The sequence below is a fragment of the Arthrobacter sp. 10L430 genome, assembly GCF_056395245.1.
This window is the reverse complement of the sequence record NZ_JBFTJD010000037.1, coordinates 1-15,056: the sequence shown is the minus strand read 5'-3', so window position 1 is coordinate 15,056 and position 15,056 is coordinate 1. Positions and strand designations below refer to the sequence as shown.

The following is a 15,056-nucleotide window of genomic DNA, read 5'->3' as shown; positions in this document are numbered from 1 at the left end:
GTCTGCGCGGTAGTCGCGGTTGGTGGTTCCTATGTATCGCGAACGTACACTTGTGGCCCTCGCGGCCAGGGCCGCAAGTGTCCGTTCGCACTGTTGTCTAGAAGGGCCCGCGTTGCACCAGATTCGCCGGAGTCTGCCCGGCGGCGAGGGCTTCGAGCTGCTGCCGTAGGAGCTTCAGGATCCGTGGCTGGAAGGCGGACGCGTTGCCGCCGATGTGCGGGGTGATCAGGGCGTTCGGTGTTGACCACAGCGGGTGGTCCTGCGGAAGCGGCTCTGGATCAACGACGTCGAGCGCGCATTGCAGCCGCCCGGAAAGGACTTCCTTGGTCAGCGCAGCAGTGTCCACCACCGGACCGCGCCCCACGTTCACCACCAGGGCTCCGTCCGGCAGGGCAGCCAGAACCTCTTCGCCGATCAGCTGATGGGTCTGCTCGCTCAGGGGCAGCACGGTGACCAGAATGTCGTGCGTAGCGGCGAGCGCGGGCAGCTCCGACGATGCGTGCACCTCGCCCTGCTCGTCAGTCCGGGCCGCACTCCCCACCCGGGTGACCGTGACCTCGAAGGGCTCCAGACGGCGGGCGATCTCATGCCCGATCCCGCCGACGCCTACCAGCAGCACGCGCCTGTCAGCAAGGGACTGGCGCCGCTCCGGCCGCCAGAGGCCGTACTGCTGGTCGCGGACAGCCTGGTCGATGCCGCGCAGCTTAGCCAGGATCAACCCCACGGCCAGCTCCGCCGTCGCCGCCGCATGGACGCCGGAGGCACTGGCCACACCGGCCGCCGGACCGGCCGCTTCGATAACTCCGTCATATCCGGTCGACTGCGTCTGGACGAACTTCAGGTCTTCAACCTTGGCGAGGGATCCCAGAACCGCAGAGGCGTCGATGTAAGGGAGGATGACGCCGTCGATCTCGCTCAGCGTCCCGCCGTCGGGATCCGACTTCAGGTCCCAGACCACCCCTCTCAGGCCCTCGGGAAGGGGTGAGAGATCGGCGAGAAGCTGCGGGTCGGGAAAGCTGACGGTGCGGACTGTTTGCATCGGAAAAACCTCTCGGGTCTATGGGTCTGGGGTGTGCTGGGCGGCCGGGGCGGTGCTTGCCGGGGCCGACGCGGCTAGCGCCGGTCGAACGTGAGCCCGCCGGGGACCTGGAATGTGGGCATGATTTCCAGCATGCCCACATTCACGTGCCGGGGCGTTTCGATGGCGTAGTCCATGGCGTTGACGATGTCGTCGGTGGTCAGGGACTCGTAGCCTTCGTAGTACGTCTTCCACGCCTCTTCCATGGCTTCCGGGGTGCCTCCCATGTTGCGTCCGAAGATCTCCGTTTCGACGCGTCCGGGGCAGATCTCCGTGACGCGGATGCGCTTGCCCACGGTGTCGTTGCGCAGTTGCCGGGAGATCTGGTGCACCGCCGCCTTGGTGGCGTGATAAACCGTGTGGCCGTAGAAGTTATAGACACCGGCGATGGAGCTGATGTTGATGACGTGCCCGCGGTCGCGTTCCACCATGCCCGGCAGCACCAGCCTTGTCAGCTGGAGCAGGCCGCGCAGGTTGACGTCAATGAGTTCGTCGATGTCGCTCTCGCTGGAGTCCAGGAGGTTTCCCGGCCGGGACACTCCGGCACAGTTCACCAGGACATCCACCTCAAGATCGCCGACGGCGGCAGCCAGCGCCGCCGTGTCGGTCAGGTCGACGACGTGGGGAATCGCCCCGGTCTTGTCGGCAAGGTCGTTCAGGCGTTCCTCGTTGCGGGCCACGGCGTGGACGGTGAGTCCCCGCTTGGCCAGGCGTTCGACGATCGCGGCACCCATCCCGGTGGAGGCACCGGTGACGAGGGCTGTTGAATAATCTGAAAAGGGCATCGAAGTCTCCTGGTTGGTTTGCAATGCTGTGCTTGCCGCTGCGTAGTGGTGCAAGCACGGGGGTGGTCCGTGGTTAGGCGTCCCGGAGCGGCAGGTGCGCCCGGTCCTTGACCGTGCTGACGGCGGCAAGGGTGCCCAGCGCGGTGATGACGGCGTAGAAGGCAGGCATGTAGATGTTGCCGGTGGATGAGATCAGCCAGGTCATCAGCAGCGGTGCCGTGCCTCCGAACAGTGCGGAAGAGATGTTGTAGCCCAGGCCGTAGGCGGAGTAGCGCACCCGGGTGGGGAACAGTTCCACGATCAGGATGTGGATCACCGCGGTGTGGCCGGCGAACACGACGGCCATGATGCAGGCGCCGAGGATCGCCAGTGCCATGTTGCCGGTGGCGATCAGGGCGTAGGAGGGAATGCCAAGGACTGCCATGGCGATTGCAGACCCGGCGATGACCTTCTTGCGTCCGATCCGGTCGGAGAGGGCGCCCATGAAAGGAATGGCGATGCAGATGACCACCAGGCTGCAGGCGGTGACCAGCAGGGCCTGACCGATGGTGAAGTTAAGCTGCTTGCCCTTGAGGAAGGTGGGCATGTAGGAGAAGAGGACGTAGTAGCCGGAACCGTTCATGAGCGGGATGAACAGGGCCAGCAGCATAGCGCGCCGATGTTCGGCGGAGGCGAAGGCTTCCTTCAGCGGGTTCTTGGACAGCCCGCCTTCTTCCTTCAGCTTCACGAAGTTGGGGGTGTCGCTGATGGCCTTGCGGATGTACCAGCCGATGACGCCCATGGGGATGGCGATGAGGAACGGGATGCGCCAGGCGAAGGCGCCGAAGCCGCCGCCGTCGATCGCAGCTGCGGTGAGCCACGGGGACATGGAGAACGCTACGAGCGTACCGGTGAGGAGGGCCGCAAAGGATGCGATCTGTGCGTAGGAGGTGATGATGCCGCGCTTGCCTTCCGGGGCGTGCTCAGCGAGGAAGGTCATGGCGCCGGCGGCTTCACCGCCCACGGAGAAGCCCTGCAGCATGCGCAACAACACGAGCAGCACCGGTGCTGCGATGCCGATGGCCGAGTACGCGGGCAGGAGCCCTATACCGGCGGTGGCGGCGCTGATCAGCAGGATGACGAAGACCAGTAGTTTCTGCCGCCCGATCCTGTCGCCCAGGAAGCCGCAGACAACGGCTCCGAGGGGGCGGACGAAGAAGGACACGGCGTAGCCGGCGAAGACAAACAGCAGGGCGTTGTCCGGGTTGCCGGGCGCCAGGAAGACGAGGGCAAGCGTTCCGGCCATGAAGGCGAAGATGCCGTTGTCGTAGAGTTCCACGAAAATGCCGACGCAGCCGGCAGTGACAACTTTGCGGGTCTGCTTGCCGCTGAGCCGTTCTTTGTGCGGCTGGGCCGCGTGCGTAGAAGTTGACATGGCTTTCCTTACTAAGGGGAATGGTAACAAGGCTTTTGATCTGATGGGAGGGCGCTTAGCTTCCGGCTGCCGGTGCCAGTTTTGGCCAGCCGGGCTGGTTGCCGATGCCGAGGAGGGAGAAGACCGTGCCGACCGTGGAACGGAGGTTCTCCAGATCCCGCAGGGCCGCCCGGTACTTCGCTGTAGCTTCGGGAACGGTGGTCTTGCGGAAGGTTATGGTGTGGCCCGGGCGGGCCTGGGCGAGCACGTCGAGCGAGCGGCTGGTAACCACTGCAAGGACGGGGTAGCCGGCGGTGACACCGCGGCCCCGGTGCAGCACCAGGAGTTCCTCCCGGGACGGCACTTCGATGGCTCCCACCGGGACGCCGCGGGACAGCACTTCGGCTGTGGACTGGCGTTCGGGAAGGGCGCCGCCGAGGCGAAGACCGATGTGGTTGCTCCGGGCACTGACGGTGTATTCGGTGTTGAAGAGCAGTTCGGCGGTATCGCCGAACTCGTCAACGTCGGGGCCGTCCGTGACATCAATAACGGCGTGGCTGCTGAACTCCGGCCGGGACAGTCCCAGCCGGAACAGCGGCAGGTCGAAGTACGGCTGCCGTATCGGGCCGACGCTCCGCGAGGTCTTGAGTTCGGTGCCCTCGGAGAGCCGCAGGCCGAAGCCGATGACGGTGTCGGGGGCGCAGCTTCCCAGCAGGATCGGCGCTTCCACCGAGCCATGGACGGCAACGTAGGCTCTGAGGCCTCCGGTGATCTGGCGCAGTGCAACGGTTTCCCCGGCGCGGACGGACACCGGTTCCCATTGCGGGCATTCGCGGCCGCCGACCGTGAGGGTAAGGGGCGCGCCGGTGACGGCAATGAGAATGTCCGTAGTGGCGCGCATCCGGAAGTCCAGGGCGGTTACTTCCAGCAGCGGAGCGTTCTCCTCATTGGCGGTGAGGATGTTCGCCGCGCGTGCCGAGAACTGGTCCAGCGCGCCGTTCACGGGCAGCCCGAACCGGGGTCCCCGGAAGCGGCCCAGGTCGGTGACCACCGAGTGGCCGGGCTGCTGGATGATCAATGAGCCGGTCATCGTGCCGCCTCCATTTTCCGGCCTGCGTAGCTGGCGAACTCCTCGGGCTGGATCTGGCGGAACCTCAAGATGTCGCCGGGGACGTAGGGAACAAGGGGTTCGCTCGTGGCGTCAAGAACGGTCAGGGGCGTCTGGCCTATGACGCACCATCCGCCGGGCGCCACGGCCGGCGCAATGACTGCCTGCCGGCCCGCGACGGCCACAGCTCCTGCCGGAACGGACAGGCGGGGGTCCTTCAGCCGCGGGACCGGGAGCGGAAAGTCGGGTCCGTCCATCATGGGTGAGCCGGCTGGCGCACCCAGGCAGCGGATGACGTAGGACTTGGCCGTGTGAAGCTCGATGATCTCCTCGACGGAGAGCTGCTCATGTTCGGCCACGCGCTCCAGGTCCGGGCCGTACTCGCCGCCGTAGACAACCGGGACGCTGAACTCGCGGGGAGTCCGGGCGGGCGCACCGATGAAGTCGAGCTGGCGCAGGCCGAGCAGGACGAAGGCCCGGACCTGGCGCGCCGAGGTGACGCCGGGGTCGAATTCCACGAGCAGTGAATCGTACGTCGGCACGGCCCCGTGGACGCCGTCGGCCCCTGCGGCCTCCAGCCATCCGGCAAGGGAATGTACGGTGCTCCAGTTGGCCTCACTGTCCGGGGAAGACGCGACGACCCGAAGGGCGGCGTCACCGGACTCGAAGATCTCGACCGGAGTTGGGGTTGGGGTGGGGGCCATGTCAGGCAACCTTCAGCTTGGCGGCCAGAACCTGGGCGAGCGGGGCAATGGTCACGCCGGCGTTCTCCAGTTCAGCTCGGACCTGCCGGGCCAGCAGAACGGCGCCGTGGGTGTCTCCGTGCAGGAGTACCGTGTCGGCGACGATGGGCAGATCGGTGCCGGCAACGGTTTCGATGAGCCCTTCGCACACCATCCGGACGGTGCGGTCCACGATGGTCGAAGGATCGTGGATGGCGGCGCCGGGGCGGCCGCGCGGCACCAGGGTGCCGTCAGCCTCGTAGGCCCGGTCGGCGATGCCCACGATCCCCACCGGGAGCCGGCGCGCAGTGGCTGCGGTGGCCAGTTCGCCGTCCTGGGCCAGGACGATCAGGCCGGCGTTGATGCGGGCGGCGGCGTCAGCCACGGCTTCGGCGTAGTCGGCGCGGGTGGCAACGAGGTTTCCCAGCCGGCCGTGCGGGGCAATGTGGGCCACGCTGGCGCCGTGATAGGCGGCGAAGGCAGTCAGCGCGCCGAACTGGTAGAGGACGTCGTTGCGGACCTCATCCGCCGTCAGGTCCATGGCGCGCCGGCCGAAGCCGCGGAGGTCCGGGAAGCTCGGGTGTGCTCCGATGCTGACCCCGAGCCGAACGCATTCGGCGACGGTCGCGTTCATGATGTCCGGGTCACCGGCGTGGAAGCCGCAGGCGATGTTGGCGCTGGAAACCACCTCGAGGAGGGCAGCGTCGTCGCCCATCGAGTAGGCGCCGAAGCCTTCTCCGAGATCTGCTACGAGATCAACTGAGAGTCCCATGTGAGCCTTCCTGGAGTGTGAGCTGCAACGTTGCCCCGCAGGGCGACGTGGTCAGCTGCCGGTAGTGAAGTGATTGTCCCGATCCGGCCCTGAAGGGGGCTTCCGACGGGACGGCCCGAACTGCCGGGCTTCCATAAAAAAGTCTGGCACCGCGAGTTTGATCACACAAAGACGTAATCCATGTCACGGGATAGGTGCCGGTTATGACGGGTTTGCCGCCGGCACGCCTGCAGGGGTGACCGCAGCACGGCGAGGCAGCGCCTCCAGGGCCGCCCAGGGTGGCGGATCTCCCGTTGGTTAGTGCTCTCATTTGTCACCTCTTTCTCCAACGTAGGCTCCGCACTTGCGTTGCGGGACGGCGAATTCATTCAAGGTACGGAGCGCATATTTCGGAAATGTAAAAAAGCGATATCCATTTCCACAAGACCGCTTCTATGCGAAATGCATCTGATGTCATCATGGAATTGCATGTCACCGGAGGGGATAGAATGTACGATTAGTGAAATAGCGTTCTGGGTTCAACCTAGTGTCAGCGATGTGGATCACACAAAGACGTATTGCGTATCCCTCCACAGCATCCGGTTATGACCGTCCCTGGGTTCAGGACGCCGCAGAGAGAGAAGGCGGCCATGGATACGCGGAAGCTTGCGTACTTCGTCCAGATCGTGGATTCGGGAAGCATCACCAAGGCTGCGGCGGCGCTGCACGTTGCCCAGCCAGCCCTGAGCCAGCAGGTTTCGGCTTTGGAGACTGACCTCAAGCAGCGCCTGCTGATCCGCAGCAAGCAGGGGGTCCAGCCCACAGCCGCCGGGCACACCCTATACCGGCATGCGCAGTCAATCCTGCGGCTGGTGGCGCAGGCGCGGCAGGACGTCGCCAAGTCGGGGGCCGCGCCATCGGGTCGCGTGTCCATTGCCATCGCGCCCTACAGCATGGCGTCGAGCCTGACGCCGCAGATCATCAGCGAGGTGGGCCGCCGGTACCCCGACATCATCCTGCATGTCACGGAGATTTACGGCGGCGTCCTGAGCGAAGCCATCAAGAACGGCCGGCTCGATATGGCCCTCATCTACGAGCCGGGCCCTATCCGCGGCGTCCAGTTCACCACGATGATCGTCGAAGATCTGCACCTGGTGGTCAACGCCAAGCGGCTGGAGTCCGGGTCCGCGATCGGCGAGATAACGCTGGAGGAGGTGGCACACTTCGGGCTCTTCCTCCCCGAGAAGATCCACACGCTGCGGCAGGCTGTCGAGGCAGGTTTCGACAGCAAGGGGCTCAAACTCCAGCTGGTGGGCGAGGTGGAGTCGGTGCCGTCCCTGACGCGGCTCCTCCGGGCCGATCTGGGGGCCACGATCCTGCCCAAGTCAGCCGCGGACGCGCTGTTCCATGAAGAAGACTTCTATGTCTTGCGGATCGTGGATCCGGCACTGCAGTGCAAGATCGCGCTTTGCACGCCGGACCACGACCCCCTCTCGGAGGCGGCGTCGGCGGTGCTGCTTGTGCTGAAGGAAATGCTCCAGGAAATGCTCAGCGATAAGTATGGCCGCCCATAGCTTTGGCTTATTAGGGCACGCATCATTTGTCTTAGTAACTGGGCGCCGGGGATTCTAATATTGGTGGCAAGCCAAGAAATTGCAGCGAATCAATTTTCCGCAAACAATCAACCGGGAGCCTGCCATGAAAAAGATCAGCACCACCAGGAGAATTTCAGACCCGAGACTGGGACTGATGGCTAAAACCGGGTCCCATTGCCCGACCAATGGCTTCTGGCGCCCCCAGGACCGATCCGCTGACCCGGTCTTTGTTTTCGAGGGCAGCATCATGCCGGTCAGCGGCGGCGGTTCGACGGTCTGGTACCTGGACGATGCCGTCTTCGGCGCCCCTGCTTATTCGGTGCCCCACGGGGGTCTGATTAGCGGCTGACTGCACCGTCAGCTGCAAAGCACGCTCAACTGCGGGCGCCGCCGCACAGTTATCCGTACGACGGCGGAGCTGCCGCGGCTTGGGCGGCCACCCCGCCCGCGCTGAGGGACCCTCGCGGAGCCGGCGGCACGCGGCCGTTCCGCCGGCCGATGTGCTGCAAATTCTCTTTTATCAGCGGAGGTTCAACGAGGGCCCGCGCAGCGGCGACATCGGGTGCGGGGAGGACTCTGGGCAGGGTGCAGCTTTCGATGCTTGGCTCCGCCGGCTCTACACCGCCCCCGGGACCGGCAACCTCATCGCCATGGATTCGAGGGCACGCCTGTTCCCGGCACACCATCGAACTCCACACCCCCACCGGCCACAGGCACTACTCCACCGCGCCGCCGCTGCCCGGAATTGTGCTGCGCGAAGCAGGGTAACCCGAAGCAGGGTAACCCGCACGGCCACGCCCACCACCGCAGCCGTCGAAGCACGGCAGGAGGACCGCCGCCGCAGAATACGAGCCTCAGGCGGGGCAGAAGACTGCCCCGCCTGAGCCAATGCCGGCACCTCCCGGGCACCGCTGCCGCGATGTGACTATGCGTGCTCTACGAGCAGCCCCTTGGCCCTCAGAACCTCGGTGAGGTTGCACAGATCGATGGTGGTCCCGCCGGCCTGGTAGAGGCGGATGAGGTCGCGCTCGGCGTCGTCGCGTTCCTGCGAGAGGCGGATGACTTCCTCGATCTCGTCCTTCCTGACGACCACCACACCGTCCGCGTCGCCGCGGAGGACGTCACCGGGATAGATGATTTCGTCGCCGAAGACCACAGGGTGGTTGATCGGGCCGATCGTTTCCTTGACGGTGCCTTTGATGGAGACGCTGCCGGAGAAGACGGGCAGCCCCAGTTCGATGAGGTCCTGCGTGTCGCGGACGCCGGAGTCCGTCACCAGGCCGGCGAGGCCCTTGGCCTTCATGGCGTTGCCGAGGACGTCGCCGAACGTTCCGGCCTCCTCGTACTCCCCTGCCGCGGCCAGGATGACGTCCCCGGCCTCGGCGTAGTGGATGGCCACCTGCAGCATGAGGTTGTCCCGAGGAGCGCAGCGCACAGTAGTGGCCGGACCGCAGAAGGACATGCTCCGGTCGATCGGCTTGATCTTGGAGCTGAGGGCGCCCTTGCGGCCCTGTGCCTCGTGGATGGTGGCGGACGAGAACTTGGCCAGGCGGCTTACGGCGTCGGCGTCGGGTCGTTCGATGGTGGTCTTGACGTGAATCACGGCGTTTTTCCTTCGGTGGGTGTGGATCAGTTGAGGGCCTGGACGGCCTTGTCGATGGCGGCGATGGACTCTTCGATGATGTCGAGGCTGGTCGCGTAGGAGATGCGGAAGTAGGGGCCCAACCCGTAGGCCGATCCCTGGATGACTGCCACGGAAGCGGCCTCAAGAAGGTAGAGGGTGAAGTCCTCATCGTTGCCGATGACTTTTCCCTCGGCGGTCGTCTTCCCGATGACCCCCGCACAGTTGACGTACGCGTAAAAGGCGCCTTCCGGCGTCGTGCATGACAGCCCGCCGACGGCGTTCAGTGCGGTGACTGCCACATCGCGCCGGCCGCGGTAAACCTCGACGCTGTCATGCACGAAGCTCTGGTCGCCCGTGAGGGCGGCGGCGCTGGCGGCCTGGCTTACCGAGGACGGGCAGGATGAGATTTGGGACTGGAGCTTATTGATTGCGGCGATCACCGGGGCCGGTCCTGCCGCGTATCCCAGCCGCCAACCGGTCATGGCGTACGCCTTGGACACGCCGTTGACCACGAGGATGCGGTCCCTCAGTTCCGGGGCCACCTCCACCAGGCTGGAGATCCGGCCGGTGCCGAAGTAGATCTGGTCATAGATTTCATCGGTCAGGACGTAGATGTGCGGAAAGTCCGCGAGGACGTCGGCGAGTGCGCGCAGTTCCGCCCGGGAGTAGACGGCGCCTGTGGGGTTGGACGGCGCATTCAGGATGATCCACTTGGTCCGCTCGTTGAGGGCGCCGCTTAGGGCTTCCGGTGTGAGCTTGAATCCCACGTCCTCGCCGCAGGGAACCACTACAGGCGTGCCTTCGTTGGCGAGCACCATGTCCGGGTAGGAGACCCAGTAGGGGGCGGGTACAACCACTTCGTCGCCCGCGTCCAGGGTAGCCATGAAGGCCGTGAAGATGACCTGCTTGGCGCCGCCGCCAACGGTGATCTCGGCCGGGGTGTAGTGGATGCCGGTGCGCATCTCGAGAGTCTGGAGGATCGCCGTCTGCAGGGCGGGCGTTCCGGTGACGGAGGTGTACTTGGTCTCGCCCCGGCTGATGGCCTCAACGGCTGCCGCCTTGATGTGCTCCGCGGTGTCGAAGTCCGGCTCACCGACCGTCAGGTCCAGGATCCGGCGCCCTTCTGACTTCAGCTCACGCACGCGGGCGGCGGCGGCCACGCTGGCGGATTGCTTGATGCGGGACACTCGCGATGCAGGTACAAATTCAGACATGGTCTCTTCCTAGGGATTCAGGAGGGAGCGATATTTGCTTCCTTCGACCCTAGGGAATCCGGGCGGCTATGGATAAGACCTAAACTGCGTGGACGGATAAGCGTCTCTTATGGCCTGCGGCAGTCATGGCGTCGGTCCTCGGCTGTGTACAGCGCGAGACCTCTGCTTTTGGCCCCTAGCCAAGGCCGAACCCAAACTTTTTGATTATGGCTCCACGCACTATTGGTATTTCCGCGGGGTGGCCATCCCGTCTAGCCTTCTACGTAACCGGCCCCGACTGGCGCGGCCGTTTTCCGGGTCGGCTCGCGTGCCGACGCGGACCGACTCCAATCCGAACCGAGGAGTGCTCTTGGCCGTTCTGCACCGCTCCGACCGCCCGGAGGTTGCTCCGACACCGGAATCACGTCGGCGGCGTGCCCGTACCGGCTCGTACCGCTACCAGGGAACACCAAAACCCGACCCAACTGCTGTCCAGGCTGACAGGATACGGAAGTTGCTCAGGGAGGACCGGCAACGGATTTCTTTCAACGCCAGCAGCATGCGCGCGCTCTCCGTCCGCCTAAACCAACAGATTGCCCAGGCGCTCTGTGACGGCATGAGGATCACGGGCCTGGCAGAAGCCTCAGAACTCTCCCGCTGGACAATCCGGACAATCGGCCTGTCGTCCGAGGACCTGCTCCCGTCCGGACTGCCGGCCGGGCAGCACCTTGCGGTGATCAGCCAGTTGACGTCCGAGTTGGCCGAGCTTGAGGAGTCGAAGGCAATCCTTGAGGAAAGTCGACTGACCCTCATGGCTGCGGCACGCCGGCTTGGCGTCATGGATGACTACGAGCTCGCGGCTCTGAGCGGACTCCAGCGCGATACCGTCCAGAAAATGACAGGGTGCCGTCGGCCGGAAACCGGTGTCCTCCCGGCGTAGGCGGGCCCTGATCCGCTATGCGGCGGAGTCCGGGTTCCATCCTGGTCCGCCCTCGCGGACCAGGATGGAACTGCCCTATCGCAAAATCACAGTGCGGTTGCCGAGCAGCAGGATTCTGCCCTCGCAATGCCAGCGGACGGCGTTGCGGAGGGCCGTGCATTCGGCGTCCCGGCCGACCGCGACAAGGTCGTCGGCGGTGTACGTGTGGTCCACGTCGATGACCTGCTGCGAAATGATGGGGCCCTCATCGAGTTCGGCGTTGACGTAGTGCGCCGTGGCGCCCACGGTCTTAACGCCCCGGTCGTAGGCCTGGTGGTAGGGCTTCGCACCCTTGAAGCTGGGCAGGAACGAGTGGTGGATGTTGATGGTCCGTCCTGCGAGCTTGGCCGAAAGCCCGTCACTCAGGACCTGCATGTAGCGGGCCAGCACCACGAGCTCCACATCGAGGCCGTCGACGAGTTCCAGAAGCCGGGCTTCGGCGTCGGGCTTCGTGTCCTTGGTGACCGGCAGGTGGAAGAACGGGATACCGTGCCACTGGACCAGCCCCTCCTGCTCGCGGTGGTTGGAAACCACGGCGACGATCTCCACCGGGATGTCGCCCGTGCGTGCCCTGAACAGCAGATCATTGAGGCAGTGGCCCATTTTGGACACCATCACCAGGACGCGGCGCTTGCGGCCGTGCGGCTCCAGCTGCCAGTTCATCTTCCACTTCTCCGCCACAGCCGTGAAGTCCCGGCGCAGCTCCTCCGTGCTGAAGGACTCCTGCGCCGCGGGATCCTGCGCCCCGGGCTCCTGCGCCGCCGGCTCCTGCGCCGCGGGCTCCTGCGGAGAGGAGAAGTGGACGCGCATGAAGAAGTGACCTTCCCCCTTGTCCCCGTACTGCTTGATGTCGATGATGTCGCAGCCGTGGCTGAGCAGGAATCCTGAGACCGCGTGGACGATGCCAGGCGACTCGGCACAGTCGACGGTCAGGACATGCTCGACCGTTGCGGCACGTACCTCAGCTTTCGGTATGGGACTGTTCAGGGTTTGGGCAGTGGTCATTTGTACAGTGCTCATTTCTTCACGTTCCCAAGTTCCCGCCCGGTGGCCTCGTGCGCCAAATCCTGGGTGAGTTCGGCCTGGAACGTTGCATAACGCGCCAGATGGGCGGGGCGACGGCGCAGCACCAACCAAGCGGCGCCGAGCACGATGAACCAGACAGGCGTGACCAGGAGTGCCGTGAGGGTGTCCGGCTGCGTGGTCAGCGTCCAGAGCACAAAGGCGAAGAACGCGAAGACCACCCAGACCATGGGGACGCCGCCAGGCATCCGGTACTTGGACGCCTCGTGCAGGTGCGGGCGGCGCCTGCGGAAGGCCAGGTAGCTGGCCAGGATGATGGACCATACGAAAACGAAGCAGACAGCCGACACGGTGGTCACCATGTCGAAGGCTTTGCCGATGTCCTGGCCCGCGTACATCAGCACCACGCCGGAGAGAAGCAGAACGCAGGAGAGAAACAGGGCATTCTGCGGAACCTTGCGGCGCGAGAGGGCACCGAAGACGGACGGAGCGTCGCCTTCCTGGGCCAGCCCGTACACCATCCGCGAAGTGGAGTAGATGCCGGAGTTGGCCGAGGACATGGCCGAGCTGAGCACCACCAGGTTCACCACGGTGGCGGCGGCGCCCAGGCCCGCAAGGGAGAACATGGCGATGAACGGGCTGTGGCCGGCCTGGAACTGGGTCCAGGGGGTGACGGACATCAGGATGATGAGGGCGCCCACGTAGAAGAGCAGCACACGGATGGGGATGGAGTTGATGGCCTTGGGCAGGTTCTTCTCCGGGTCCTTGGCCTCTGCGGCGGTGGTTCCCACGAGCTCAATGCCCACGAAGGCGAAGACTGCGATCTGGAACCCGGCCACGAATCCCATGAACTCGTTCGGGAAGAAACCGCCGTGGCTCCACAGGTTCGTGAAGGTGGCAGGGCCGGCGTCGGACTGGAACCCGCTGAAGATCATGAACAGGCCCACCACGATCAGCGCCGCGATGGCGATGATCTTGATCAGCGCAAACCAGAACTCCGTCTCGCCGAAAGCCTTCACCGTAGTGAGGTTCAGGAGCAGGAGGATGGCCACGGTTGCCAGGCCTGGGATCCACAGCGGCACAGAGGGCCAGAGCTCCTTCGAATAGCCCGCTATGGCGATGACGTCCGCGATGCCTGTGATCACCCAGCAGAACCAGTAGGTCCAACCCGTGAAGAAACCGGCCCAGGGACCGAGGAGGTCCGCCGCGAAATCGCTGAACGATTTGTAGTTCAGGTTGCTCAGCAGCAGTTCGCCCATGGCCCGCATGACGAAGAACAGCATGAAGCCGATGATCATGTAGACGAAGATGACGGAGGGCCCTGCCGCGGAGATGGTTTTGCCCGAGCCCATGAAGAGGCCTGTGCCGATTGCGCCGCCAATGGCGATCAGCTGGATGTGCCGGTTGCTGAGCTGCCGCTCAAGATGCGGCGTTTGCTGGGAAGTTACGGTTTCAGTTGTCACGTGCTGCTCCTCGAATCAATGCTGGATGGAGTGCTGCTGAGGTTGACGCCTGATCTGCCCCTCCCGGAACCGAATCAAGGCTGTTGAAGCTGTAGAGATGGATGCCCGTGATGTTGCCGGGCTCGCTTTCCAGCCCGGTCACCAGGCTTTGTGGCGAGTAGCTGTCACCACTCAGGAGTTTGCGGGCCAGCGGGCCCTTGCGGCTAAGGAACTTCAGGGAACTCCCGACGCCGATCTGCGTCGCCAGCGAGACCAGCTTGGTCCGCGGAACAGACCCTGCCACGCCGGCCCAGACGGGCAGCCGCACGCCTTCGCGGCGCAGGAGCGCCGCGTAATCAAGGATTTTCGGCGCGGAGAAGCACATCTGCGTGACAACGTGCGAAGCCAGGTGCTGTTTGGCCAGCAGCGCGTCCAGCACGTCCACGGGACCAGCAGCGGGGTGGCCCTCCGGGTAGCCCGCAACGCCTGCCCGCATCGCGCCGCCGGAATACTGCGCGATGTCTTCCAGAAGCGGAAGGGCGGACTCGTACGGGCCAGCTGGACTCTTCCGGTCTCCGCCGATCACGAACACCTCGCCGATGCCGGCAACGCCGCAGTCGCGCAGGATTCCGGTGAGGTCAGCGCGGCTATGCAGGCTACGCCCCGCGAGATGCGGGATCACTTTGTAGCCGAGCACGCTCAGCTGTACCGCCGTGCGCATGGTCCGCTCGATGCCGTGATGGGGCAGGCATGTCACGGTGAGCGTTGTGGTCAACGGCACCTGGGCCTTGACCCGCTCAACGATTCCCTCTGAAGGGATGATTTCTATTCTGATGGGGAACATCTTTGGTCCTCTCTGAACATCAGGGTGGTGGGTCCGGAAGGTCAGGCCGTGCCTGCGAGCAGCGAGCTGGCTTCCTGGCGGGTGCTGCCGGAGCTTTCGATGTGTGCCAGTTCGGCGGGGATTTCCCAGCCTTTCTTGCGCATGGCGGTGGCCCAGAGCCGGCCGGCACGGTAGGAGGACCGGACGAGGGGTCCGGACATGACGCCGAGGAAGCCGATCTCGTCCGCTTCCTGCTGGAGGTCCACGAATTCCTGTGGCTTGACCCAGCGGTCCACCGGGAGGTGCCGCTCGGACGGGCGCAGGTACTGGGTGATGGTGATCAGGTCGCAGCCGGCCTCGTGCAGGTCCTTCAGGGCTTCGGAGATTTCCGCCCGGGTTTCGCCCATGCCCAGGATCAGGTTGGATTTGGTGACCATGCCCAGGTTCCGGCCCTGGGTGATGACGTCCAGGGACCGGTCGTAGCGGAACGCGGGGCGGATGCGCTTGAAGATCCGCGGCACGGTCTCGACGTTGTGCGCG

The 15,056-nt window shown here is 64.9% G+C and carries 15 protein-coding genes; 3 read left to right on the top strand and 12 right to left on the bottom strand.

Translation table 11 applies throughout. From position 1 onward, the window contains the following. Positions 1-97: 97 nt before the first annotated feature. The 6 genes from AC1DDG_RS20805 to AC1DDG_RS20780 all read right to left on the bottom strand — a co-directional run bounded on the left by AC1DDG_RS20805 (position 98) and on the right by AC1DDG_RS20780 (position 5,858). On the bottom strand, positions 98-1,039 hold the full coding sequence (locus AC1DDG_RS20805; protein WP_230120693.1) for a 2-hydroxyacid dehydrogenase: 942 nt from the start codon (positions 1,037-1,039) through the stop codon (positions 98-100). Positions 1,040-1,113: 74 nt separating this feature from the next. Next, the gene (locus AC1DDG_RS20800; protein ID WP_230120695.1) at positions 1,114-1,863 is read right to left on the bottom strand and encodes an SDR family oxidoreductase; all 750 of its coding nucleotides are present in this window, start codon (positions 1,861-1,863) and stop codon (positions 1,114-1,116) included. 73 nt (positions 1,864-1,936) lie between these two features. Beyond that, entirely contained in the window at positions 1,937-3,277 is a 1,341-nt protein-coding gene (locus AC1DDG_RS20795) for an MFS transporter (protein WP_476877570.1), read from the bottom strand. 55 nt (positions 3,278-3,332) lie between these two features. Continuing rightward, positions 3,333-4,346 (bottom strand): 5-oxoprolinase subunit C family protein, encoded by a 1,014-nt coding sequence (locus AC1DDG_RS20790; RefSeq protein ID WP_476877569.1) that lies wholly within the window; start codon positions 4,344-4,346, stop codon positions 3,333-3,335. Continuing rightward, positions 4,343-5,068: a 5-oxoprolinase subunit B family protein gene (locus tag AC1DDG_RS20785; RefSeq protein WP_230120701.1), complete on the bottom strand. Its 726-nt coding sequence runs from the start codon at positions 5,066-5,068 to the stop codon at positions 4,343-4,345. The genes AC1DDG_RS20790 and AC1DDG_RS20785 overlap by 4 nt, the downstream gene beginning before the upstream one ends. A gap of 1 nt (position 5,069) precedes the next feature. After that, positions 5,070-5,858 carry a LamB/YcsF family protein gene (locus AC1DDG_RS20780; RefSeq protein ID WP_230120703.1) on the bottom strand — a complete coding sequence of 263 codons (789 nt, stop codon included), beginning with the start codon at positions 5,856-5,858 and terminating at the stop codon, positions 5,070-5,072. A 629-nt stretch (positions 5,859-6,487) separates the two neighbouring features. On the opposite strand from AC1DDG_RS20780, the gene AC1DDG_RS20775 reads away from it, so the two are divergent. Both AC1DDG_RS20775 and AC1DDG_RS20770 read left to right on the top strand, forming a co-directional pair. After that, positions 6,488-7,411: a LysR substrate-binding domain-containing protein gene (locus AC1DDG_RS20775; protein ID WP_230120705.1), complete on the top strand. Its 924-nt coding sequence runs from the start codon at positions 6,488-6,490 to the stop codon at positions 7,409-7,411. A 175-nt stretch (positions 7,412-7,586) separates the two neighbouring features. Continuing rightward, positions 7,587-7,781 carry a hypothetical protein gene (locus AC1DDG_RS20770; protein ID WP_476877568.1) on the top strand — a complete coding sequence of 65 codons (195 nt, stop codon included), beginning with the start codon at positions 7,587-7,589 and terminating at the stop codon, positions 7,779-7,781. Positions 7,782-8,357: 576 nt separating this feature from the next. Here AC1DDG_RS20770 and AC1DDG_RS20765 read toward each other — a convergent pair. Both AC1DDG_RS20765 and AC1DDG_RS20760 read right to left on the bottom strand, forming a co-directional pair. Beyond that, complete coding sequence (locus tag AC1DDG_RS20765; protein WP_476877567.1) at positions 8,358-9,035, bottom strand: 4-carboxy-4-hydroxy-2-oxoadipate aldolase/oxaloacetate decarboxylase; 678 nt, start codon at positions 9,033-9,035, stop codon at positions 8,358-8,360. A 26-nt stretch (positions 9,036-9,061) separates the two neighbouring features. Further along, the gene (locus tag AC1DDG_RS20760) at positions 9,062-10,270 is read right to left on the bottom strand and encodes an aspartate transaminase (RefSeq protein WP_476877566.1); all 1,209 of its coding nucleotides are present in this window, start codon (positions 10,268-10,270) and stop codon (positions 9,062-9,064) included. Between the two features lie 538 nt (positions 10,271-10,808). Between AC1DDG_RS20760 and AC1DDG_RS20755 the strand changes: the two genes are divergently transcribed. Next, complete coding sequence (locus tag AC1DDG_RS20755) at positions 10,809-11,189, top strand: hypothetical protein (RefSeq protein WP_230120712.1); 381 nt, start codon at positions 10,809-10,811, stop codon at positions 11,187-11,189. Between the two features lie 75 nt (positions 11,190-11,264). Here the strand turns inward: AC1DDG_RS20755 and purU are convergent, their stop codons facing one another. From purU to AC1DDG_RS20735, 4 genes are all read right to left on the bottom strand, one after another. Beyond that, positions 11,265-12,233: a formyltetrahydrofolate deformylase gene (purU, locus tag AC1DDG_RS20750; RefSeq protein WP_476877580.1), complete on the bottom strand. Its 969-nt coding sequence runs from the start codon at positions 12,231-12,233 to the stop codon at positions 11,265-11,267. 11 nt (positions 12,234-12,244) lie between these two features. Beyond that, entirely contained in the window at positions 12,245-13,714 is a 1,470-nt protein-coding gene (cycA, locus tag AC1DDG_RS20745) for a D-serine/D-alanine/glycine transporter (protein WP_230120714.1), read from the bottom strand. Continuing rightward, complete coding sequence (locus tag AC1DDG_RS20740; RefSeq protein WP_476877565.1) at positions 13,704-14,537, bottom strand: methylenetetrahydrofolate reductase; 834 nt, start codon at positions 14,535-14,537, stop codon at positions 13,704-13,706. The genes cycA and AC1DDG_RS20740 overlap by 11 nt, the downstream gene beginning before the upstream one ends. A gap of 41 nt (positions 14,538-14,578) precedes the next feature. Beyond that, positions 14,579-15,056 (bottom strand): lipoyl synthase (locus AC1DDG_RS20735; protein WP_476877564.1); only part of this gene is annotated, 478 nt, incomplete at its 5' end.

What these genes read in the sequence shown, in the direction of transcription:
- AC1DDG_RS20805 (WP_230120693.1), bottom strand. Translation starts at nt 1,039, where the DNA reads ATGCAAACAGTCCGCACCGTCAGCTTTCCCGACCCGCAGCTTCTCGCC.
- AC1DDG_RS20800 (WP_230120695.1), bottom strand. Translation starts at nt 1,863, where the DNA reads ATGCCCTTTTCAGATTATTCAACAGCCCTCGTCACCGGTGCCTCCACC.
- AC1DDG_RS20795 (WP_476877570.1), bottom strand. Translation starts at nt 3,277, where the DNA reads ATGTCAACTTCTACGCACGCGGCCCAGCCGCACAAAGAACGGCTCAGC.
- AC1DDG_RS20790 (WP_476877569.1), bottom strand. Translation starts at nt 4,346, where the DNA reads ATGACCGGCTCATTGATCATCCAGCAGCCCGGCCACTCGGTGGTCACC.
- AC1DDG_RS20785 (WP_230120701.1), bottom strand. Translation starts at nt 5,068, where the DNA reads ATGGCCCCCACCCCAACCCCAACTCCGGTCGAGATCTTCGAGTCCGGT.
- AC1DDG_RS20780 (WP_230120703.1), bottom strand. Translation starts at nt 5,858, where the DNA reads ATGGGACTCTCAGTTGATCTCGTAGCAGATCTCGGAGAAGGCTTCGGC.
- AC1DDG_RS20775 (WP_230120705.1), top strand. Translation starts at nt 6,488, where the DNA reads ATGGATACGCGGAAGCTTGCGTACTTCGTCCAGATCGTGGATTCGGGA.
- AC1DDG_RS20770 (WP_476877568.1), top strand. Translation starts at nt 7,587, where the DNA reads ATGGCTAAAACCGGGTCCCATTGCCCGACCAATGGCTTCTGGCGCCCC.
- AC1DDG_RS20760 (WP_476877566.1), bottom strand. Translation starts at nt 10,270, where the DNA reads ATGTCTGAATTTGTACCTGCATCGCGAGTGTCCCGCATCAAGCAATCC.
- AC1DDG_RS20755 (WP_230120712.1), top strand. Translation starts at nt 10,809, where the DNA reads ATGCGCGCGCTCTCCGTCCGCCTAAACCAACAGATTGCCCAGGCGCTC.
- purU (WP_476877580.1), bottom strand. Translation starts at nt 12,233, where the DNA reads ATGACCACTGCCCAAACCCTGAACAGTCCCATACCGAAAGCTGAGGTA.
- AC1DDG_RS20740 (WP_476877565.1), bottom strand. Translation starts at nt 14,537, where the DNA reads ATGTTCCCCATCAGAATAGAAATCATCCCTTCAGAGGGAATCGTTGAG.